This is a genomic window from Streptomyces sp. NPDC028928, assembly GCF_055564915.1.
Genome location: NZ_JBVHVI010000028.1, coordinates 14801 through 35358, shown reverse-complemented (window position 1 = coordinate 35358; position 20558 = coordinate 14801). Strand labels below are relative to the sequence as shown.

The 20558-nt window shown below is 73.6% G+C and carries 19 protein-coding genes, 1 tRNA gene and 1 pseudogene; 7 read left to right on the top strand and 14 right to left on the bottom strand.

What is annotated here, in order from left to right:
• Window position 1 precedes the first annotated feature (1 nt).
• Complete coding sequence (locus tag ACZ4U1_RS39865) at window positions 2-877, bottom strand: Cof-type HAD-IIB family hydrolase (protein ID WP_467909077.1); 876 nt, start codon at window positions 875-877, stop codon at window positions 2-4.
• A 150-nt stretch (window positions 878-1027) separates the two neighbouring features.
• On the opposite strand from ACZ4U1_RS39865, the gene ACZ4U1_RS39860 reads away from it, so the two are divergent.
• The 5 genes and pseudogenes from ACZ4U1_RS39860 (at window position 1028) to ACZ4U1_RS39840 (ending at window position 6432) form a co-directional block, all read left to right on the top strand.
• Window positions 1028-1444, top strand: coding sequence for an SAM-dependent methyltransferase (locus ACZ4U1_RS39860; RefSeq protein ID WP_467909076.1), 417 nt, complete (start codon window positions 1028-1030; stop codon window positions 1442-1444).
• 40 nt (window positions 1445-1484) lie between these two features.
• On the top strand, window positions 1485-2888 hold the full coding sequence (locus ACZ4U1_RS39855) for a glutamine synthetase family protein (RefSeq protein WP_467909075.1): 1404 nt from the start codon (window positions 1485-1487) through the stop codon (window positions 2886-2888).
• Window position 2889: 1 nt separating this feature from the next.
• Window positions 2890-4063, top strand: a pseudogene (locus ACZ4U1_RS39850) (amidohydrolase family protein).
• A gap of 16 nt (window positions 4064-4079) precedes the next feature.
• Window positions 4080-4607, top strand: a complete 528-nt coding sequence (locus ACZ4U1_RS39845) for an NUDIX hydrolase family protein (RefSeq protein ID WP_208887170.1) — start codon at window positions 4080-4082, stop codon at window positions 4605-4607.
• Between the two features lie 61 nt (window positions 4608-4668).
• A complete protein-coding gene (locus ACZ4U1_RS39840) occupies window positions 4669-6432 on the top strand; it encodes a hypothetical protein (RefSeq protein ID WP_467909074.1) in 1764 nt (587 codons plus the stop codon).
• On the opposite strand, the gene ACZ4U1_RS39835 is transcribed toward ACZ4U1_RS39840, so the two are convergent.
• Window positions 6409-7752: a hypothetical protein gene (locus ACZ4U1_RS39835; protein WP_467909073.1), complete on the bottom strand. Its 1344-nt coding sequence runs from the start codon at window positions 7750-7752 to the stop codon at window positions 6409-6411. The genes ACZ4U1_RS39840 and ACZ4U1_RS39835 overlap by 24 nt on opposite strands.
• 1257 nt (window positions 7753-9009) lie before the next feature.
• Window positions 9010-9083, bottom strand: a tRNA-Pro gene (locus ACZ4U1_RS39830).
• A 124-nt stretch (window positions 9084-9207) separates the two neighbouring features.
• Between ACZ4U1_RS39830 and ACZ4U1_RS39825 the strand changes: the two genes are divergently transcribed.
• Entirely contained in the window at window positions 9208-9915 is a 708-nt protein-coding gene (locus ACZ4U1_RS39825; protein WP_467909072.1) for a transketolase, read from the top strand.
• A gap of 22 nt (window positions 9916-9937) precedes the next feature.
• Window positions 9938-10861: a transketolase family protein gene (locus ACZ4U1_RS39820; RefSeq protein ID WP_467909071.1), complete on the top strand. Its 924-nt coding sequence runs from the start codon at window positions 9938-9940 to the stop codon at window positions 10859-10861.
• A 24-nt stretch (window positions 10862-10885) separates the two neighbouring features.
• Here ACZ4U1_RS39820 and ACZ4U1_RS39815 read toward each other — a convergent pair whose 3' ends face one another.
• The 11 genes from ACZ4U1_RS39815 to ACZ4U1_RS39765 all read right to left on the bottom strand — a co-directional run bounded on the left by ACZ4U1_RS39815 (window position 10886) and on the right by ACZ4U1_RS39765 (window position 20108).
• The gene (locus tag ACZ4U1_RS39815) at window positions 10886-11245 is read right to left on the bottom strand and encodes an MmcQ/YjbR family DNA-binding protein (protein WP_467909070.1); all 360 of its coding nucleotides are present in this window, start codon (window positions 11243-11245) and stop codon (window positions 10886-10888) included.
• A gap of 30 nt (window positions 11246-11275) precedes the next feature.
• The gene (locus tag ACZ4U1_RS39810) at window positions 11276-11797 is read right to left on the bottom strand and encodes a GNAT family N-acetyltransferase (protein ID WP_467909069.1); all 522 of its coding nucleotides are present in this window, start codon (window positions 11795-11797) and stop codon (window positions 11276-11278) included.
• Window positions 11794-12360, bottom strand: coding sequence for a helix-turn-helix domain-containing protein (locus tag ACZ4U1_RS39805; protein WP_467909068.1), 567 nt, complete (start codon window positions 12358-12360; stop codon window positions 11794-11796). The genes ACZ4U1_RS39810 and ACZ4U1_RS39805 overlap by 4 nt, the downstream gene beginning before the upstream one ends.
• A gap of 46 nt (window positions 12361-12406) precedes the next feature.
• Entirely contained in the window at window positions 12407-13309 is a 903-nt protein-coding gene (locus ACZ4U1_RS39800) for a LysR family transcriptional regulator (protein ID WP_467909067.1), read from the bottom strand.
• A 30-nt stretch (window positions 13310-13339) separates the two neighbouring features.
• A complete protein-coding gene (locus ACZ4U1_RS39795; RefSeq protein WP_467909066.1) occupies window positions 13340-14533 on the bottom strand; it encodes a glycine C-acetyltransferase in 1194 nt (397 codons plus the stop codon).
• A gap of 65 nt (window positions 14534-14598) precedes the next feature.
• Window positions 14599-15627: an L-threonine 3-dehydrogenase gene (gene tdh, locus ACZ4U1_RS39790; protein WP_467909065.1), complete on the bottom strand. Its 1029-nt coding sequence runs from the start codon at window positions 15625-15627 to the stop codon at window positions 14599-14601.
• A gap of 164 nt (window positions 15628-15791) precedes the next feature.
• Complete coding sequence (locus ACZ4U1_RS39785) at window positions 15792-16367, bottom strand: GAF domain-containing protein (protein ID WP_467909064.1); 576 nt, start codon at window positions 16365-16367, stop codon at window positions 15792-15794.
• A 61-nt stretch (window positions 16368-16428) separates the two neighbouring features.
• Entirely contained in the window at window positions 16429-17028 is a 600-nt protein-coding gene (locus ACZ4U1_RS39780) for a GTP-binding protein (RefSeq protein WP_467909063.1), read from the bottom strand.
• The gene (locus tag ACZ4U1_RS39775; RefSeq protein WP_356160802.1) at window positions 17006-17377 is read right to left on the bottom strand and encodes a DUF742 domain-containing protein; all 372 of its coding nucleotides are present in this window, start codon (window positions 17375-17377) and stop codon (window positions 17006-17008) included. Before ACZ4U1_RS39775 ends, ACZ4U1_RS39780 begins: the two co-directional genes overlap by 23 nt.
• A 2-nt stretch (window positions 17378-17379) precedes the next feature.
• On the bottom strand, window positions 17380-17814 hold the full coding sequence (locus tag ACZ4U1_RS39770) for a roadblock/LC7 domain-containing protein (protein ID WP_467909062.1): 435 nt from the start codon (window positions 17812-17814) through the stop codon (window positions 17380-17382).
• A gap of 92 nt (window positions 17815-17906) precedes the next feature.
• Entirely contained in the window at window positions 17907-20108 is a 2202-nt protein-coding gene (locus ACZ4U1_RS39765; protein ID WP_467909061.1) for a sensor histidine kinase, read from the bottom strand.
• Window positions 20109-20558: the final 450 nt, after the last annotated feature.

Genomic DNA, 20558 nt, shown 5'->3' with positions numbered 1-20558 from the left:
CTCAAGCCCTGACCTCGTCGTACGGCAGGTCGAGCACACGGGCGATGGTCCGCAGCACGCCGTCGTCGTTGTTGGACGGGGCCAGGTGGCGGGCCCTGCGGATCACCTCGGGGTGGGCGCCCTCCATCGCGAAGGACCACTCGGCGGCGTCGAGCATCTCCAGGTCGTTCAGGTAGTCGCCGAACACCATGGTCTGCGCGGGCGTGATGCCGAGGGCCCGCTGGAGACCGCGCAGGGCGGTGCCCTTGTTCGCGGTGCGGTTCATCACGTCCACCCAGTGCTCGCCGGAGACGACGACCTGGTGGGTGCCGGCGAACTCCGCGAGGGCCGGGGCCGTGGTGTGCTCCGCCGGGCCGAAGTCGAAGAGCGCCACCTTGATCACGTCGTCCTCGACGGCGGTGACGTCCTCCACGATCCGGTGCTCGACGTAGTACTTGCGCACCTCCGCGAGGAACGGCTCGTCGGTCCGCTCGACGTACGCCGCCCGCTTGCCGCACACCACGGCGCCGACGTCGGCGCCGCCCGCGACCAGCCGCCGTACCGTCCGGGCGACCCCGGCGGCGACGGACCGGTCGAGCGGGTCGGAGCCGAGTTCCACGCCGTCGCGGACCACGTACGTGCCGTTCTCCGCGATGAACACCATGCCCTCGGCGACCTCCGCGAACTGCCGGTGCAGCGTCGCGTACTGACGGCCGCTGGCCGGGCTGAACAGCACCCCACGGCGGCGCAGTTCGGCGAGCATCGGCCACAGCCCGCCGGGAATCCGCTTGGCGTCGTCCAGCAGCGTGCCGTCCATGTCGGTGACGATCAGCCGGATGTCGGCGGGGCCGCCGGGCAGGTGGGAGGAGTCGAGGAGGGGCGTGGGCGTGGCGGGCATGTCCTGCTTCCGGTCGGGGGCGGGATACCGGTCCAGTGTTCCTCATCCGCCCCGCGCGCCCGGAACCGCCCACCTGCCCGTATCCCGGGACAGCGCCGTCACCGGAGGGCACAATGACGGCGGAGCACCGCACGTGAGAAGGGCGGACAGGTGAGCGAGGGCCACTCCCCGGCGGCCGGTCCGGCCCGTCCGGACACCACCGTGGCGCACCACGCACGGGTCCGGAACCACTGGCTCGGCGGCGTTCCCGACTTCGTGCCGGACACCGGCGAGGCCCGGGAGATCGTACGGCGGCTGACGGCGGCGGTGCCCGCCGGCAGCCCTCTCGCCCTCACCCGTCCGACGTACGACCCCGACGTGGGCGGCGACGGGAACCCGGCCGCCATGGAGTTCTGGAACGCCCACGCCACCCCGCCGGTCACCGCGCGCGGCCGGGCCGAGACCGCCGGGTTCCTGGACGGTCCGGAGCCGGTCGAGCCGGGCCTGGTGCCCCGCCCGCAGTGGCGCGCGGAGCCGGCGGCCGCCGCGCCGGTGCCGCAGTTCGGCGCGGTCGCCGTGAAACGCTGACCCCGGCCGCGCGCGCCGCCGAGCCCGCCGAGGAGGACGTATGACGACGCTCGCCGACCCCGTGCCCGGCGGCCGGCCCGGGGATCTGCGCCGGGTCGCCGCCCTCACCGCCGACCTGGCCGCGCGGGACGTCCGCGGCATCGTGCTGGCGTACGTCGACACGGCGGGCGTCGGCCGGGTGAAGACGATCCCCACGGCCCGGCTGGAGGCGGCCGTGTCCTGGGGTGTCGGGATGTCCCCGGTGTTCGACACCTTCCTCGCCGACGACTCCATCGTCCGCACCGACGTCCTCGGCTCCCCCGACGGCGACCTGAGGCTCTACCCGGACCTGGACCGGCTGGTGGCGCTGGCCGGGCAGCCCGGCTGGGCCTGGGCGCCGGTGGACCGGATCACCCAGGAGGGCGCCCGGCACCCCGGCTGCGCCCGGACCTTTCTGCGCCGGATCGCCACCGGCGCCGCCGAACGGCACGGCCTCGCCTTCAAGGCGGCGATCGAGATCGAGTGGGCCGTCGGGCTCGGCTCGGCGCCCGCCGGTCAGTTCGTACCGGCGGTGTCCGGGCCGGCGTACGGCGCGGTCCGGCAGGTCGAGCTGAGCGACTACAGCGCCGATCTGCTCGCCGCGTGCGCCGCGCAGGGCGTGGACGTCGACCAGCTGCACCCCGAGTACGCGCCCGGGCAGTTCGAGATCTCGGTGGGCGCACAGGACCCGGTGGCCGCGGCCGACCGCAGTGTGCTGGTCCGCCAGACCATCCGGGCGGTGGCCCGGCGGCACGGCCTCAGGGTGTCGTTCGCGCCCGCGGTGTCCGCCGAGGGCGTCGGCAACGGCGGCCATCTGCATCTGTCCTGCTGGCGCGACGGGGTCAACCTGCACGCGGGCGGCGAGCGCCGGTACGGCATGACGGCCGAGGCGGAGTCCTTCGCGGCCGGGGTCCTCGCCCACCTCCCGGCGCTGACGGCGGTCACCGCGCCGAGCCCGGCCAGCTATCTGCGGCTGAAGCCCTCCCAGTGGGCCGGGGTCTACACCGCCTGGGGCCGCGAGACCCGCGAGGCCGCGCTGCGGATGATCACCGGCACGGCCGGCCGCCACGACCAGGACGCCAACATGGAGGTCAAACCGGTCGACCTGGCCGCCAACCCGTATCTGGCCCTCGGCTGTGTGATCGCCGCCGGCCTCGACGGCATCACGGCGGCCCGGACCCTGCCCGACGAGATCACCGGCGACCCGGCCCGCTACGGCCCCGACGAGGCGGCGGCCCGGGGCGTACGGCGGCTGCCGCGGTCCCTGCCGGAGGCCGTCGAAGCGTACCGGGCGGACCAGGTGCTGCGGGACGCGCTGGGCCCCGTCCTCGCCGACGCGGTGACCGCCGTACGGCTCGGCGAGGCGGCGGCCGTCGACGGACTCGGCCCCGACCGGGTGGCCGCGGCCTACCGCTGGGTGTACTGACATGGCCGCCCTGGGACCGGTCCACGAGGCGCTCGCCGCGCTGCCGCTGGTGGACCACCACTGCCACGGCGCGGTCACGGCCGACCTGAGTGCCGGCCAGTTCGCGTCCCTGCTCACCGAGGGCGCGGCCTGGCCGGGCGTCTCCCCCTTCGACAGTCCGGCCGGCGTGGCCGTGCGCCGCCACTGCGCACCTCTACTGGACCTCCCCCGGCACGCGCCGGCCGCCGACTACGTGGCCCGGCGCGCGGAGCTGGGCTGGCAAGAGGTCAACCGCCGCTTCCTCACGGCGTCCGGAGCCGAGGTGTTCTGCGTGGACACCGGCTACACCCCGCACCCGCTCACCACCCCCGCCGAACTGGCCGCCGCGGCCGGCGCCACCGCCTGCGAGGTCGTACGGCTGAAGCAGATCGCCGAGTCGGTGGCGGCGCGGGGCGTGGCGGCGGGCGCCTACGCGGCCGCGTTCCGGGCCGCCGCCGAGGAGGCCGTACGCCGGCCGGACGTGGTGGCGGTGAAGTCGGTCGCCGCGTACCGCACGGGTTTCGCGCTGGACCCCGAGCGCCCGGCCGCGGCCGAGGTGACGGCGGCGGCCGGGCGCTGGCTGGCCCGGGGCGGACGCCTCGCCGACCCGGTTCTTCTGCGGCACCTGCTGTGGACCGCCGTGGAGCTGGGGCTGCCGCTGCAACTGCACACCGGCTTCGGCGACGCGGACCTGCGCCTGCACCGCGCCGACCCCGCGCTGCTCACCGACTGGCTGCACCGCACCGCCGGCACGGTCCCGGTGCTGCTGCTGCACTGCTGGCCGTACCACCGCCAGGCCGCCTATCTGGCCGCGGTGTTCGAGCAGGTCTACCTGGACGTCGGTCTCGCCCTGCACCACACCGGCCCGGCGCGCTGCCGAGCGGTGCTGGAGGAGGCGCTGGAGATCACCCCGTTCCGCAAACTGCTGTACAGCTCCGACGCCTATGGTGTGGCCGAGTTCCACCACCTGGGCCCTGTGCTTCCGGCAGGGCCTCGCCGCTCTGCTGCACGACCGCGTGGACGCCGACGAGTTGAGTCTGGCCGACGCCCTGCGGATCGCGGCCTGGACGGGCCGCGACAACGCCCGCCGACTGTACGGACCGCCCGTATCCGAACCGGCCCGCGATCCCAGCGGGCGCCCCACCCGGAAAGTATGATCAAGCAATGTCTGACATGACCGAAACCACGCCCGGCTGGCTGACCACGGACGAGCTGGAGATGGCCAGGGCCCGGATGCCGATCCTGTACGTCGAGGCCGTGCCCGTGCGCGTGGACGACAGCGGTGAAGTCACCAGCATCGGCCTGCTGCTGCGCATCGGCCCGGACGGCACGGTCAGCCGGACCCTGGTCTCCGGCCGGGTCCTGCACCACGAGCGGGTCCGGGACGCGCTGCTGCGCCATCTGGAGAAGGACCTCGGCCCGGTCGCCCTGCCCCGCGTCCCCGCCTCGCTCCAGCCGTTCACGGTCGCGGAGTACTTCCCGACGGCGGGCATCACGCCGTACCACGACCCGCGCCAGCACGCGGTCTCCCTGGCCTACATCGTGCCGGTGACCGGTGACTGCCGGCCCCGCCAGGACGCGCTGGACCTCGTCTGGTTCAGCCCCCAGGAAGCCGCCTCGCCGGCGGTGCAGAGCGAGATGCCGGGCGGGCACGGGGTGCTGCTGAAGCAGGCGCTGGCCCATGTGGGCCTGGCGTTCTGACCGTCCTGGCTATCGTGTCCTCCGGCAGGGTGAGTGATCCGATCGGGGCCGGGGGTTGCGGGTGCGGGAGACGAGCCGGCTGCCGCTGCCCTTGCGGAGCGACGGGCGGCGGTGGAGCACGGTGGTCGCCGAGCGCAGTGTGCTCGGCGTCGTGCACAACATCACGTCCGCCACGCGCCTGCTGGATCTGCTGGCCGTCTTCGAGGGCGACGAACGGGTTCAGGTGTTCTTCACCTGTACCGGTTCGTCGGAACTCGACGGGGGTACGGCGGAATTCCTCACCGCGCGTGGAATGCTGGGAATTCCGTGGCAGGAGGCGATTTCCCAGCCGTTCGACCTCGCCGTCGCCACGAGCCGCGGCGGGGATTTGCACAGAATTCCCTTTCCGCTCATCGGCGCGCCGCACGGGGCTGGCTACAATAAGCGTTTGAGCCGGGAGCCGGGAGCCGGGAGCCGGGAGCCGGGAGCCGGGAGCCGGGAGCCGGGAGCTTTCGGGCTGACCGGTGAGTGGCTGGTCCATGACGGGCGAGTCGTTCCGGCGGCCATCGTGCTGTCCCACGCCGAGCAGCTGAAACGGCTCGCGGACGGCTGCCCCGAGGCGGTTCCCCGCGCCGTCGTCGCCGGTGACCCCTGCCTCGACCAGCTCCACGCCGGGCTGTCCTTCCGGGCGGCCTACCGGCGGGCCCTCGGACTGCTGCCCGGGCAGCGCCTGGTGGTCGTCTCCTCCACCTGGGGCCGCGGCTCCGTCCTCGGCGCACCCGGGGCCGACGTGCTGCGCCGCGCGCTCGCCGAACTCCCGGCCGACGAATTCCGGGTCCTCGCCGCCGTACACCCCAATGCATGGTACGGACACGGCGCCTGGCAGATCCACCACTGGCTCGCCCCGCTCCTCGAATCCGGACTTCTGCTCCCGGCCCCGGAAACCGAGACCTGGAAAGCCGCCCTGTGCGCGGCCGATTTCCTGATCGGCGATCACGGATCACTGACGATGTACGGTACGGCTCTGGGAATTCCCTGCGTTCTCGGCGCCTTCGACGATTCCGTGGTCGCCCCGGGCGCACCCCTGCACCGGCTCGGACAGCTCCTGCCCCGCCTCTTTGCCACCCAGCCCCTGCTCCCCCAGCTGCTGCACGCGGCCCGCACCCAGTCGGACGACCCCGAGCTGGCCGTGCTGCGGGACAGCGTGTCCTCGGCGCCCGGCGAGTCGGCCCGGCTGCTGCGCCGGCTCTTCTACACATGGCTGGACCTGCCGGAGCCCCCGCACCCGGCGGCCACCCGCGCGATACCGGTCCCCTCACCCGGCCCCGCCCTGCCCCGGCTCCCCCATGTGCCGGCCACGCTCGTCACCGCCACCGCCACCGTCGCCGAGCCGGGCGAGAGCGCCACCGTCCACGTCCGGCGTTTCCCGGCCGCCCTCCAACGCACCCAGGGCCGCCACCTCGCCGCCGCCCACCTCGCCGCCGACCCCGACGATCCCGACCCCCGCTGGCCCCGCTCCGCCGACGTGCTCCTGCTGCCCGCCGAGCGGGGACTCCTGCCGGACGAGGTGGACCGGTCCGCTCTCGCACGGCGTTACCCGGGGTGCGCACTCGTGGCCGTCGAGGAGGCCGGTCACGGCTGTACGGCACTGTCCGGCGACGGCACCCGGGTGCGGGCCCGCTGGGCCGCGCGCCCGTCCTGGGCGTCGTTCGCGGTCGCGGCCTCGGCCGCGTACGCCTGGGCGCAATCCGGCCAGGTACCGCCGCGCCCCGGCGCCCGCGCGCGCCTCGTCGTACGGGCGGGGGACCATCCCGAGCCCGGGCTAGTCGAGTTCACCGTCCGCTGAGCGGACGGAGCTGTCCCGCAGGCGCCCTCGGGCCTCCTCCGCGCGCGGACTGCGCACCTCCTCGAAGAGTCTGCCGGCGGCGGTCCAGTCGGCGACGGCCCGGCGGTCGTCCCCCAGCTCCCGGTACGTGTCGCCCCGGAGCAGGTGCGTCACGGCGAGGAAGTACCGGGAGCCGCCCTTCCCGATGCCGGCGGCCGCCGCGTCGAGGGCCCGGAGCGCCTCCTCCGGCCGGTCGCAGGCCCGCCGGTCCTCCCCGTACCGCAGCCAGGTCTTCCCGATGTTGAGGGCGATGTCCGGTCCGTCCCCGAGCCGCTGGAACCTCTCGCGCGCGTCCCGCAGCGTCCGTTCGGCGTCCTGGTGCCGGCGCAGCGCGGTGTACGCGGCGCCCTTGTGGTAGGCGAGCAGGGCGCGCCCGCGCGGGTGGGCGAGGGTGCCGAGCGCCGTCTCGGCGGCGTCGAGGTGATCCAGGGCCTGCCGCGGGCGCCTCAGTTTCAGCTCCAGCAGCCCGAGGGCCTCCAGCGCGCTCGACTCCGTACGGGCCTCGCCCTCGCCCCGGCCGCTTCCCTCGTCGCGCACCGACTCCCGGGCGGCGTCGAGGTGTTCGCGTGCCCGGCGCGGGTCGTCCTCGGCGACGCTCCACCGGTCCAGGCGGGCGAAGCCCAGCTGGTAGTGCATGCGTGCCACCGCCATCCGGTCGCCGCAGGCGCGGGCCGCGGCGAGGCCGGTCTCGTGGGACTCGATCCACTCGGCATGGCTGCCGGTGCGGAGGTAGAAGGTCCACAGCGCCTGGCACAGTCGCCAGGCGTCGGCATGCCGTCCGGTGGCGTGGGCGAGGTGGACGGCGGTGAGCAACGCCTCCCGCCGCCGGTCGAGTTCGCGTTCCGCGCGGGTGCCCTGCTCGGGGGTGGGCCGTACGCCGGCCGGGTAGGCGTGCGTCGGGTCGTAGCGCCAGCGGGAGGACAGCACCGCCTCGGCGGCCTCGGCCGTCTGCCGGAGGTAGCGGACGAACCAGCCCGTCACGGCCTCGCGTTCGGCGTCGGTGTCGTCCCGTTCGGCGCGGGCCGCCGCGTGGTCGTGGACGAGGGGGTGCAGGCGGTAGGTGTCCACGCCGTCCCGCTCCACGAGCCGCGCCGTGAGCAGTTCGTGCAGGCTGCGCCGGGCGACGGCCGGGTCCCGGTCCGGGGTCAGCGCGTGCACGGTGTCCAGGTGGACGTCGATGCGGGGCAGGGTGCCCAGGCGCCGGTACAGGCGGGCCGCGTCCGCGCCGAGGCGGTCGTGGGCGAGGTCGAGGGCGGCGGGCAGGTCGTGGGTGTCGTCCACGGTGAGCAGTTCCTGTCGGGTGGCCGGTCGGCGAGCCGGGCGGTGATGTCCTCCAGGATGCCGGGCACCGGTGTCTTCAGATGGCCGGCGACCAGGCGCAGGGCCAGCGGCAGACCGCCCACCTGCCGGACGATGGGCCGCAGCCGGTCGGGGGGCTCGGTGCTGCGGCTGACCCTGAGCAGGAGTTCGAGGGCGTGTTCGTCCTTCAGGGGGCTGATCTCGATCGGTTCGTAGTCCAGCAGGGTGTCCAGGCCGGCCGGCGCCTGCTGGCCGGTCATCAGGACGACGTGCTCGGCGGAGTCCGGGAGCAGGGGCCTGATCTGGGCGAGCCTGCTCACGTTCTCCAGCACGACGACGGCCGGCCGGGCCCGCAGCTGCTGCCGTACCAGGGCCGCCTTCGCGTCGAGGTCCGCGGGGCGGTCCTCGCGTGCCACGCGGAGCTGGGCGAGCCAGCGTTCCAGGATCGCCGCCGGGTCGGCGGGGCGTCCGCGGTCGTCCGGGGCGAGATCGGCCTGGAGGAGGTCGCCGGGCAGGTCGTCCCGGTGGGACTGGAGCCAGCGGCGCAGCGTGGTCCGCTTGCCCACGCCGGGCAGGCCGCACAGGAACATCGCGGTCGTCGCCCGCGCCTCGGTGCAGCGCGCCCAGTGGGCGTTCATCGCCTGGAGGACGGGGACGTTGTTGACGTAGTGCAGGATGCCGGTGAGCGCGACGGGCGCGGGGCTGCGCTCGATCGTCCCCGCGACCACGTCGCGCAACCGCTGCCCGTCCTCGGGATGGGCGGCCAGAAGATCCAGGAGCCGCTGGGCCCACTGCTCCTCGACGGCGTCGGCCGCGTCCTCGTCCCCGGTGCGCCGGGCGTCGAGCAACTCCCGCCGGGACCGCTCCAGTTCCTCCTCGGCCGCCGCCTCCGCCGCGGGCGCACCCCGCCCCAGCAGCACCGCGAAGCGTCTCCTGCCCCATCCCCACAGGTCCTGCAGAGCCAGGGTCACGAGACTGCTGGCACCCATGCCCGCCAGGGCCAAGAACTCCGCTTCCACAGCTCTCCCCCACGTTCCGTACGGTTCTCGCCCACCGTAGGGATCACCGGGACCGGCGCGCAGGCGATCCCACCGACGAGTGGCTGGATCCGGCCATGTCGGGTCCGTGCACCGGGACCCGGGTGGCAGGGAAGGCGCGTGTCCGGAACATGATCAAGGGCCCTGCCTCACTGATGTGAGACAGGGCCCTTTGACCTGCGACGTCGGAGCGATGCTCCCGTCGGGACGACAGGATTTGAACCTGCGACCCCTTGACCCCCAGTCAAGTGCGCTACCAAGCTGCGCCACGTCCCGGTGCCGTTTGACCTGGGGTTTCCCCGGCCGAACGCGCAGAGAAACAATACCGCACTCGGCTCGGTGGTCGCGCGCTCCTTTCCCTGTTGACCTCAAGTTTGGTTGAGGTTGCAAGATCGCCGGTATGACGATCGCAGCGGCACAGAGCCGCACGTACGGCTATGACGACCTGCCCCGCCTGATGGGGCTGATGACCGGCGACGAGAAGCACGGCCCGGCGGCCACCTCCACGCTCGATGTGCTGTGGGTGCTGTACGACCGGGTGCTCCGGGTCGCTCCGGAGCGGCGGGACGACCCGGACCGGGACCGGTTCCTGCTGAGCAAGGGGCACGGGCCCATGGCGTACTACGCCGTGCTCGCCGCGAAGGGGTTCGTGCCGGTGGACTGGCTGCCCGGGTTCGGGTCGTACGACTCCCCGCTCGGGCACCACCCGGACCGGGTGCTGGTGCCGGGGGCCGAGATCGGCAGCGGGTCCCTCGGACACGGGCTGCCGATCGCCGTGGGCACCGCGCTGGGCCTGCGGGCGCAGGGCCGGCCCGATCCCGCGGTGTGGGTGCTGATCGGGGACGCCGAGCTGGACGAGGGCAGCAACCACGAGGCGATCGCCTTCGCCGGGCCCGCCGGACTGGACCGGCTGCACACCGTCGTGATCGACAACGCCTCCGCCAGCCATGCGCTGCCCGGCGGGATCGCCGCCCGGTTCGAGGCCGCGGGCTGGTCCGCGGTGACCGTCGACGGGCGCGACCACGAGGCGCTGTACGCCGCGTTCACCGCGCCGCATCCGGGCCGGCCGCATGTGGTCGTGGCCCGCGTCGAGCCGAAGAACGCCTGACTTCCCGGAAAGGTTCTGACCGATGGACACCATGCGTGACCGTTTCGCCCCCGTCGTCTCCCGGCTGCTGGACGAGGACCCGCGGGTCGCGGTCGTCCTCGCCGAGATCGGTGTCGACGGCTTCCGGAACGCCATGAGCCGGCATCCCGACCGGGTGATCAACGTCGGCATCCGTGAGCAGTTGCTGGTCGGGGCGGCGGCGGGGCTTGCGCTCACCGGGCTGCGGCCGGTCGTGCACACCTTCGCCAGCTTCCTCGTGGAGCGGCCTTTCGAGCAGCTCAAGCTGGATCTGGGGCACCAGGACACGGGGGCGGTGCTGGTGAGCGCCGCCGCCTCCTTCGACTGGCCGGCCGGCGGCTTCACCCACATGGCTCCGGGGGACGTGGCCCTCCTCGACACGCTGGACGGCTGGACCGTGCACGTGCCCGGGCACCCGGACGAGGCCGAGACGCTGCTGCACCACGCGGTCGCCGCGGGTGACGACAAGGTGTACGTACGGCTCTCCGTGCAGTCGAACCGGCGGGGCCGGGTGATCGACGGGCGGCACTTCAGGACCGTCCGCGAGGGCCGCGCCGGTGTGGTCGTCGCCGTCGGCCCGACGCTGGACGCGGTCCTCGCCGCCACGGAGGGCCTGGACGTGACCGTGCTGTACGCGACGACCGTACGCCCCTTCGACGCGGCCGGGCTGCGCCGGGCGACGGAGGCGGCGGGCACGGACGTCGTCCTGGTCGAGCCGTATCTGGCGGGGACGTCCACGGCCGCGGTGAACGAGGCGCTGGCCGACACGCCGCACCGGGTGCTCGGCCTCGGCGTCGCCCGCCGCGAGCTGCGCCGCTACGGCACGATCGAGGAGCACGTCGCCGCCCACGGCCTGGACGCGGCCACCCTGCGGGAACGGATCGGCCACTTCCTCAGCGCGGGGCGGGTGACGGCAAGGCCCCGGTGAGCCCCCGGACTCGGTGAGCAGCGGTCAGGCCCCGGACGGCAGCCCCAACTCGGGGTGGGCGTCCAGGAGTCGGGGCGGGGCGGCCTGGCGCCAGGAGTCGGCCAGGATGTCCCGCAGCTCCTCCTCGTCGTCCAGTGCGGCGAGTCTCGCTCTCACCCAGGCGAACTGCGCCTCGTGGTCGGCGATCCAGAACTTCTCCGGCTCGGCCAGCACCAGTTCGTCGCGCTCCTCCTTGGGACAGCGCACGGCGATGGACGTCTCGTCCTCGGGCAGCGTGGCGAACATCTTCCCGGCGACCCGGAACGTGGGCATGCTCCAGGCGATCTTCTCCGTGGTGTCCGGCAGGGACAGGGCGATTCGGCGTACGTCTTCTGCATCCGGCATGCCACGCAAGGTAGCTCCTGCCACTGACAGTCACCCTCGGAGCCGCTTGTAGTACAGCGTCGTCGGCCGCAGCTCGCCCGTGGGAGCGGCCGCGTAGTCGGGGATGGTGCCGGCGACGGTCCAGCCGGCCGAGCGGTACAGGTGCTCGGCGGGGCTGCCGGTCTCGGTGTCCAGGTGCAGCAGGGTGCGGCCGGCGGCAGCGGCGGCCTGTTCGGCGGTGGTGAGGAGGCGGCGGCCGAGGCCCTGTCCGCGCGCCGAGCGGTGCACCATCAGCTTGACCAGCTCGGCGCGGTGTCCGCTGTTCGGCTTGTCGGGGAAGGCCAGGCCGACGGTGCCGGTGACCCGGTCCGTCAGGTCCAGGGCCGCCCAGACGGCGAGTTCACCGGCGGCCGCGGCCTCTGCCCGCTCACGCCACCAGGCGACCGCCTCCGTGTGCCCGAGCGGTGCGAGGAAGCCGACGGAGGCCCCCGCGGCCACGGTGTCGGTGAGCAGCTCCGCCAGGTCGTCGGCCCGCTCGCGCACGTGGGTGCCGGTCCAGCGCTCCACCCTCATGGCCGTACCACCGCCAGCACGTAGCGCGCCTCGTCCGGGCCGGGGCAGCGGAAGCGGGTCGCGCCGGTGACCCGCATCCGCAGGCAGTCGCCCGCGTCGAGCCGGTGGGTCTGTTCGCCGACGGTCACCTCCAGGGCTCCCGCCAGCAGCCACAGGTGCTGTTCCAGGCCGGGCACGGGCGGGCGGTCGTAGGCGATGTCCGCGCCCGGGGTGAGCCGGCCCTCGACCAGTTCGCCGCGCAGTGCGGTGTGCGGCGGGGACACGGAGCGGCGGACGAAGCCGGAGGCGCGGTCCTCCCACACCTGCTGCTCGGCGGCCCGGACCAGGGGGGCCGGCGCCGCCTCCACCTCGCTCAGCAGCTGGGACATGGTGCGGCCGTACACGTGGCAGAGCCGGTTCAGCAGGGCGGCGGTGGGGCTGGTCTCCGCGCGTTCGGCGCGGGACAGGGTGGACCGGCTGACCCCGCTGCGCTCCGCCAACTCGCCCAGGGACCAGCCGTGCTGGGCACGCAGTTCGGCCAGCCGGGCGCCGATCAGGAGATCGACGGAGTCCTCGCTTCTCATATCCGGGACGCTATCCCGCATATGAGACGGCACTGTTACGGAAGCCTCACGCCTGCGCCGCCTCGCCGAGCGCCTGAAGCACCGGCCGGATCAGCGGGTGGCCCTCGGCGCCGCGGCGGACGGCGGCGAAGACCCGGCGGGTCGGCGCGACGCCGTCGACGGGCCGGACGACCACACCGGTCAGGTCCATGCCGCGCAGCGCGGAGCGCGGGACGAGCGCCACCCCGGCGTCGGCCGAGGCGAGGGCGACGACGGCGCGGAAGTCGTCGGAGGAGTGTTCGAGGCGGGGCTGGAAGCCGGCGCTCTCGCAGGCGAGCACCACCACGTCGTGGCAGGGGTTTCCGGGATAAGGGCCGATCCAGGGGTCCTTGGCCAGTTCGGCGAGGGGCACCTCGGGGGCGTCCGCCAGGCGGTGGCCCAGCGGGACGACGGCGTCGAACGGCTCCGCGTAGAGCGGTACGTGGGTCAGGCGGGGGTCGTCGGCCGGCGGGGCGCCACGGTACTCGACGGCGACGGCGACATCGACCTGCCGGTCCAGCACCATGGGCAGGCTCGCGTCGCCCTCCGCGTCCTGGACCCGGATCCTTATGCCGGGCGCGGAGCCGGCGAGCCGGGCCACGGCGGGGGCGACGACCTGGGCGATGCCGGTCGCGAAGGCGGCCACGGTGACCGTGCCCGCCTCGCCCGAGCCGTAGGCGGCCAGTTCGGCCTCGGCGCGCTCCAGCTGGGCGAGGACCGCGTTGGTGTGGCTGAGCAGGATCTCGCCGGCCGGGGTGAGCCGTACCCCTTTGGCGCCGCGCTCGACCAGGCGGTGGCCGGTCTCCTGCTCCAGCGCGGTCAGCTGCTGGGAGACGGCGGAGGGGGTGAGGTAGAGCGCGGCGGCCGCCGCGGTGACCGTGCGGTGGTCGGCCACCGCACGGAGGATGTGGAGCCGCCGCGCCTCGATCATGCCCCCATTATCCCAGGGCGTCCGCCCTGGTCAGGCCGCCAGCTCGGCGCGCGCCGCGATGAACGCGTCGACGGCGCGGTTGACGTCGTCCGTGGAGTGCGCGGCGGACAGCTGCACGCGGATGCGGGCCTGGCCCTGCGGGACGACCGGGTAGGAGAAGCCGATCACGTAGACCCCGCGCTCCAGCAGCAGTTCGGCCATGCGGGCCGCCTCGGCCGCGTCGCCGATCATGACGGGGGCGATGGCGTGGTCGCCGGGGAGGACGTCGAAGCCCGCCTCGGTCATCCGGCTGCGGAACAGCTTGGTGTTCTCGGCGAGCCGGACCCGCAGGTCGTCGGCGGACTCCAGCAGGTCGAGGACCTTCAGGGAGGCGGCGGCGATCACCGGGGCGAGGGTGTTGGAGAACAGGTAGGGGCGGGAGCGCTGGCGCAGCAGGGCGACGATCTCGGCGCGGGCGGCGACGTAACCGCCGGAGGCGCCGCCGAGGGCCTTGCCGAGGGTGCCGGTGATGATGTCGACCCGGTCCATGACGCCGTGCAGCTCGGGCGTGCCCCGGCCGGTCGGGCCGACGAAGCCGACGGCGTGCGAGTCGTCGACCATGACCATCGCGTCGTAGCGGTCGGCGAGGTCGCAGATCTCGGCGAGCGGCGCGACATAGCCGTCCATGGAGAAGACGCCGTCGGTGACGATCAGCCGGCGCCGCGCGTCGGACGCCTCCTTCAGCTTCGCCTCCAGGTCCGCGAGGTCGCGGTTGGCGTAGCGGAAGCGGCGGGCCTTGGACAGCCGGATGCCGTCGATGATGGAGGCGTGGTTGAGGGCGTCGGAGATCACCGCGTCCTCCTCGCCGAGCAGGGTCTCGAAGACACCGCCGTTGGCGTCGAAGCAGGAGGAGTACAGGATGGTGTCCTCCTGGCCGAGGAAGGCGGACAGGCGCTGCTCCAGCTCCTTGTGCACCTCCTGGGTGCCGCAGATGAAGCGGACGGAGGCCATGCCGTAGCCCCAGCGGTCCAGGGCCTGGTGGGCGGCGGCGATCACCTCGGGGTGGTCGGCGAGGCCCAGGTAGTTGTTGGCGCAGAAGTTGAGGACCTCGCCGGGACGGCCGCCGGCGGTGACGTTCACGGTCGCGGACTGCGGGGTGTCGATGACCCGCTCGGGCTTGTGCAGGCCGGCGGCGCGGATCTCGTCCAGGGTGGCGCGCAGGTCGTCACGGACGGTGTCGAACATCGAAGAAGCTCCTAGAGTGCTTGCGCGGAAGGGGAGGTACGTCTCTTAGGCGGGAGGTACGTCTCTTACGCGGTCCAGTCGAGGATGACCTTGCCGCCCTTGCCGCTCGCCGCGTCGGCGAACGCCGCCTCGAAGTCGCGGTAGCCGTAGCGGCCGGTGATCACGGGGGCGAGGTCCAGGCCGCCCTCCAGCAGCACCGACATCGCGTACCAGGTCTCGAACATCTCGCGGCCGTAGATGCCCTTGATGGTGATCATCGAGGTGACGATCCGGGCCCAGTCGACCGGGAACTCCTCGGCGGGCAGGCCGAGCATGGCGATCCGGCCGCCGTGCGTCATGTTGGCGATCATGTCCCGCATGGCCTCGGGGCGGCCGGACATCTCCAGGCCGATGTCGAAGCCCTCGCGCAGGCCCAGTTCGCGCTGTCCGTCGGCGATGGTGGACTCGGCGACGTTCAGGGCGAGGCTCACCCCTATCTTGCGGGCGATCTCCAGGCGCTCCTCGCTGACGTCGGTGACGACGACGTTGCGGGCGCCGGCGTGCCGGGCCACGGCGGCGGCCATCAGGCCGATCGGGCCCGCACCGGTGATCAGCACGTCCTCGCCGACCAGCGGGAAGGAGAGCGCGGTGTGCACGGCGTTGCCGAACGGGTCGAAGATCGCGGCGACGTCGAGGTCGACGGGGACGCGGTGCACCCAGACGTTGGACGCGGGCAGGGCGACGTACTCGGCGAACGCGCCGTCGCGGCCGACACCGAGGCCGACGGTGGCCCGGCACAGGTGGCGGCGGCCGGCCAGGCAGTTGCGGCACTTGCCGCACACCAGGTGGCCCTCGCCGCTGACCCGGTCGCCGATGCGGATGTCGGTCACGTCCCGCCCGGTCTCGACCACCTGTCCGACGAACTCGTGGCCCACCACGAGAGGCGTGCGGATGGTCTGCCGGGCCCAGCCGTCCCAGGCCCGGATGTGCAGATCGGTGCCGCAGATACCGGTCCGCATGACCTTGATCAGGACGTCACCGGGGCCGATGGCGGGCTCCGGGACGTCCGTCAGCCAGAGTCCCGGCTCCGCCTTCTGCTTGACCAGCGCCTTCAACGCTACGGCTCCTGTGGGTGAGGCCCGGCCCGCGGGCAGACGTGAGAAGCCCGCACCGGGTCAGAGGGGTGGAATCACCCTGCAATCTGCCGTATGCGCGGGCCGGGGTCCATCGAGCTTTTCTTAACCGGCGCCTCAGCTTTCCTACACACCCTCCTCGCGTGTCAGAGTGGCAGGCCGTCCGCCGCGCTGCGTTCCAGGCGTACGACGAGATCGGCGGCGAGCGCCTTGATGGTCTCCAGGCCCGGCCTGCCCCAGGCGCGGGGCGCTGTGTCGGCGGCACACACGGTGCCCAGCGCCATGCCGGAGCTGTCGATGAGCGGGGCGCCGAGGTAGGAGCGGATGCCGTACTCGTCCACGACCGGGTTGCCCGCGAACCGGGGATAGTCGCGGACGTCCTCCAGGACGAGCGCCTTATGGCGGACCACCACATGGGGGCAGAAGCCATGGTCGCGCGGCAGCACCCGGCCGATCTCGGCCCTGCTGCCGTCGTCCCGTACGACCGGGGCGATGGCGGGAGCGCTCAGGCCCGCGAAGAACTGGTGCTCCTCGCCGATGAAGTTGACCATGGCGTAGAGCGCGCCGGTGAGCTGGGCGAGGTGGGCGGCGAAGGCGTCGAGCACGGGGTCGGGCCGGTCGGCGAGGCCGAGTCGGCGCAGCCGGTGGACGCGGGCGGGGGCCTCCTTGTCCTCGGGGGTGAGGAGCAGACCCCGGACCGGCCGGGGCGGCTCGTAGCTCATGGCCGGGCTCCGTCGCTGTGGGCGTTCCTCATATAGCGGCTCCGTGGGCGGTAGTACGGGATCACATGTGGGCGCCGTGGCTGGGCGCGGTCGCCGGGACGTGGGCGAGGAGGTGGCGCACGAGGACGAGCAGGGTCTGGACGCCGGAGCTGGAGATCCGGGCGTCGCAGCGCACCACCGGGATCTCCGGGTCGAGGTCGATGGCGGCCCGCACCTCGTCGGGGTCGTAGCGGTGGGCGCTGTCGAACTCGTTGATGGCGACGATGAAGGCGAGTCCGCGCTCCTCGAAGAAGTCCACGGCGGCGAAGCAGTCCTGAAGGCGCCGGGTGTCGGCGAGGATCACCGCCCCGAGCGCGCCCTCGGACAGCTCGTCCCACATGAACCAGAACCGCTCCTGCCCGGGTGTGCCGAACAGGTACAGCACATGCTCCCGGTCGAGGGTGATCCGGCCGAAGTCCATGGCGACCGTGGTCTCCATCTTGTTCTCGACGCCGTCGAGACTGTCCGTGCCGACACTGACCGTGGTGAGCAGCTCCTCCGTGCTGAGCGGCGCGATCTCGCTGACCGCGCCCACGAAGGTGGTCTTGCCGACCCCGAACCCGCCCGCGACCAGGATCTTGAGCGCGGTCGGGAACGGGTCAGAGCTGTCGTCGTAGTCCATCGAGCACTGCCTCCAGCAGAGACCGGTCAGTGGGAGTGTGGTGGTACACGGGCGGCTTGGTGGTCAGCGCACCGCAGTCGACCAGGTCCGAGAGCAGCACCTTGGTGACCACGGCGGGCAGTTTCAGCTGGGCGGCGACCTCGGCGACCGAGACGGGCGCGCGGCACAGGTCCAGTGCCTGGGCGTGCTCGGGGCCGAGGTAGCCGAGCGGGGTGACGCCGGTGGCCATCACCTGCGACATCAGGTCGAGGGCGATGCTGGGCTTGGTCCGGCCGTTGCTGACCGCGAACGGCCGCACCAGCCGCCCGGCCGCGTCGTCCAGCCAGGGCCCGTCGCCGGCTGCGGCCACGCTCAAGGCCTCGTCGCCGTGGATTCGACGGCGTGCTGCCGGGGCGCGGTCACCAGGTAGGGGCGGACGCTCTTGACCAGCATCGCCATCTCGTAGCCGAGCACGGCCGCGTCGGCCTCGCGGCCGGCCAGCACGGCGAGGCAGGTGCCGGAGCCGGCGGTGGTGACGAAGAGCAGGGTCGCGTCGAGTTCGACGACCAGCTGGCGGACGTCGCCGCCGTCACCGAACCGGGCGCCCGCGCTGCGGCCGAGGGAGTACAGGCCGGAGGCCAGGGCCGCCATGTGGTCGGCGCTGTCGGTGTCCAGGCCGTGGACGGACTTCACCAGTCCGTCGCACGACAGGAGCACCGCGCTGGTGGTGTGCGGTACGCGCTGCACGAGGCCGCTCAGCAGCCAGTCGAGGTCGGTCGCGTGGACGGTCGGCGCATCGCTCGCCATGGTGGATCGACTCCTTGGGGGTACGAAGATCTGCGCGGGAGCGCTGGGGGTGGGGGTGGGGGTGTAGCTACGGCGTACGGGTGCGGGGGCGGTCATCCGGCCGGGGCGCTCCCCTCGGACCGGCCGGTGCCGTGGACGCCGTCGGGCGCGGGCGCGGAGGCGTGCGTCTGGGGTATGGGGGCGGGGGACATGTCTTCGTGAGACGTGTCTGGGCGGGACATGTCTGCCTGGGACATGTCTTCGCGGGACATGTCTGTACGGGACATGTGGGCCGAGGCCATGTGGGCCGGGTCCATGTGGTCGGGTCCCGTGTGGTACGCGCCCTGGTGTGGGGGGCCAACAGGTTCCGGGCCGCCGCCGTGTTCGGGGCGTGCGCGTGTCGGCTCGGTGGGGTCGGGGGCGGCGGCCGGGAGGTGGGCGCCGTACCCCGAGGTGTCGTACGCCGACGAAGTCCCGTACTCCGGGGTCTGGTGCTCGGACTCCAGGGACTGCTGGGCCTCGGCGAGGCCGATGCCGCGCTGGAAGGCGGCCATCAGACCGGGGTCGTGGCCGGCGACGGTGCCGGCGTCCTGGCGGGGTGCGGGGCCGCCGCGCAACTGGGGGACGATGTGCTCCTGGGCGCGCCGGCGGGGCAGTTGGGGCTTGTCCATGGTGCCGCGGACCGTGCCGACGCGCGGCGTGGGCAGGACACCCGAGTGCGCCTCCACCACCGCCCGGTCCTCGGCGCTGATGCCGGGCACGGCGTCGGCGGGGGTGGGCCGCGCCTCCTGGGCGCCGCGCACGGGCAGCGGGGCGGGGGCGGTTCCGTGCCGTCCGCGCGCACCGCTCTCGGTCCCACGCCGCCCGGATCCGCGCTGGGCGTGCCGCCGTCGCCCGGCGCCCGGACCGGCCTCGGAGCCGTCCCCGGTCTCGGCCTCGCCCCCGGCGGCACCCCCGGTTCCGCCGACGCCCTCGGTCCCGGCGGCACCCCCGGCTCCGGGCGCACCCCCGCCCTCCACTGCCTGCACCGCCTGCACCGCCTGCACCGCCTGCGCGGGCGGTGGCACAGCGGTCCCGGCGGTCCCCGCGGCCGTACCTGGCATGCCCGGCGCGTTGCCCAACAGCACCTGGGGGACGACGAGTACGGCCTGCACTCCGCCGTAGATGTTGGTCTGCAGCCGCACATGGATGCTGTGCCGGCGGGCGAGCTGGGACACGACGTAGAGCCCGATGCGGCCGTCGGCCAGCAGGCTGGCGACATTGACCTGGTCGGGGTCGGCGAGCAGGGCGTTCATCCGGTCCTGCTCGGCGACGGGCATGCCCAGCCCGCGGTCCTCGACCTCCACGGCGAGCCCGGAGGTGACGAGGTTGGCGCGGAGCAGCACCTGGGTGTGCGGGGCGGAGAACACGGTGGCGTTCTCGATGAGTTCGGCGAGCAGGTGAATGACGTCGGCGACGGCGTGGCCGCGCAGTTCGCCGTCGATGGGAGGGACGAGCTTGACCCGGGAGTACTGCTCGACCTCGGCGATGGCGGAGCGCAGCACCTCGGTCATGCTGACCGGGTTGCTCCACTGCCGGCGGGAGACGGCGCCGCCGAGCACGGCGAGGTTCTCGGCGTGCCGCCGGATGCGGGTGGCCAGGTGGTCCACGTGGAAGAGGCCCTTGAGCAGGTCGGGGTCCTCGATCTCGTTCTCCAGGTCGTCGAGGATCGAGATCTCCCGGTGCACGAGCGACTGGAGCCGGCGCGCGAGGTTGACGAACACCTCCAGCTTCTGTTCGCTGCCGGTCTGGCTGGAGAGCTGGGCGGCCCGTACGACGGCGGTGACGGCGCCGTCGTACGCGCGGGCCAGGTCGGCGGCGAGCAGCTCGAAGTCGTCGGCGTCCGCGGGCGGCCGGCGGCGCGGGCCGCGCTGCGGCGGGGCCTCGCCCTGGCGCAGCGCGTCGACCAGGGCGTGCAGGTCGGCCTCGCCGCGTGCGGCGGTGCGGCGGAGCGCGTCGACGCGGTCGGCGACGGAGCGGGCGGCGCGGTCGGCGGCCACGGCGGCGATCAGGATGCCGGCGACGGTCACGGTGACCGCTCCGGCGAGCACGGCCCACAGCACGGGACCGGTGCGTGCGCCGCTGGAGCGGATGCTGAAGATCACCGCGGCGGTTGCGCTGAGCGCGACCGCGAGGGGCGGCAGCACCGCGAGCCGCATGAGCTGGGGCCGTATATGGGTTTCGGGCAGTGCGGGAGCGGGTCGCGCGACCGGCCGCCCGTGCCGGCCGCCCTCGCGGCGGTCGGCGCGGGCGGCCGGTGCTCGGAGGTGAGACATCTGCGTCCTCGTACTGGTCCGTCGGGCCTGTGTCGTCTGTGGTGCGCGCTGCGGGCATGCGTGGCTGCGGGCGCGCGTCATCGCGGCGTCGGCCGGCGGGACCGGGGTCCGGCCGCGCGTCGCCCGACGGACACTCACAGTAGTTGCCTGAGCATCATGTGCGGTGGGCAGTTGACAAAGTCTCCCGAGCAGCGTCCCGCTCTGGTATGAGGCCTCGTACGAAAGTCCGATGACCACTGCTCAGTGTGCGATCAGATCCGAGGTAGGACCGATCTCACCTGCTCAGAAGCAGTCGCGAACGGAACGGCGAACCGATCGCCCCGCATCCCCGGACGCCCCACTCCCCCGCCGGCGACTCCTTCCCCCCGCGCCGCCGGAGCGGCTCCACACCCCTCCGCCCCGCCCCGCCGCAGTCCCGATTGTCACGGAGCGTGCTTGCTTTGGCCTTGA

Coding starts and splice junctions, on each gene's coding strand:
- ACZ4U1_RS39810 (WP_467909069.1), bottom strand. CDS start 11,797: ATGAGGGTGGAGCGCTGGACCGGCACCCACGTGCGCGAGCGGGCCGAC.
- ACZ4U1_RS39795 (WP_467909066.1), bottom strand. CDS start 14,533: ATGTTCGACACCGTCCGTGACGACCTGCGCGCCACCCTGGACGAGATC.
- ACZ4U1_RS39865 (WP_467909077.1), bottom strand. CDS start 877: ATGCCCGCCACGCCCACGCCCCTCCTCGACTCCTCCCACCTGCCCGGC.
- ACZ4U1_RS39765 (WP_467909061.1), bottom strand. CDS start 20,108: ATGTCTCACCTCCGAGCACCGGCCGCCCGCGCCGACCGCCGCGAGGGC.
- ACZ4U1_RS39800 (WP_467909067.1), bottom strand. CDS start 13,309: ATGATCGAGGCGCGGCGGCTCCACATCCTCCGTGCGGTGGCCGACCAC.
- ACZ4U1_RS39815 (WP_467909070.1), bottom strand. CDS start 11,245: ATGCCGGATGCAGAAGACGTACGCCGAATCGCCCTGTCCCTGCCGGAC.
- ACZ4U1_RS39820 (WP_467909071.1), top strand. CDS start 9,938: ATGGACACCATGCGTGACCGTTTCGCCCCCGTCGTCTCCCGGCTGCTG.
- ACZ4U1_RS39805 (WP_467909068.1), bottom strand. CDS start 12,360: ATGAGAAGCGAGGACTCCGTCGATCTCCTGATCGGCGCCCGGCTGGCC.
- ACZ4U1_RS39825 (WP_467909072.1), top strand. CDS start 9,208: ATGACGATCGCAGCGGCACAGAGCCGCACGTACGGCTATGACGACCTG.
- ACZ4U1_RS39770 (WP_467909062.1), bottom strand. CDS start 17,814: ATGGCGAGCGATGCGCCGACCGTCCACGCGACCGACCTCGACTGGCTG.
- ACZ4U1_RS39785 (WP_467909064.1), bottom strand. CDS start 16,367: ATGAGCTACGAGCCGCCCCGGCCGGTCCGGGGTCTGCTCCTCACCCCC.
- ACZ4U1_RS39845 (WP_208887170.1), top strand. CDS start 4,080: ATGACCGAAACCACGCCCGGCTGGCTGACCACGGACGAGCTGGAGATG.
- ACZ4U1_RS39780 (WP_467909063.1), bottom strand. CDS start 17,028: ATGGACTACGACGACAGCTCTGACCCGTTCCCGACCGCGCTCAAGATC.
- ACZ4U1_RS39855 (WP_467909075.1), top strand. CDS start 1,485: ATGACGACGCTCGCCGACCCCGTGCCCGGCGGCCGGCCCGGGGATCTG.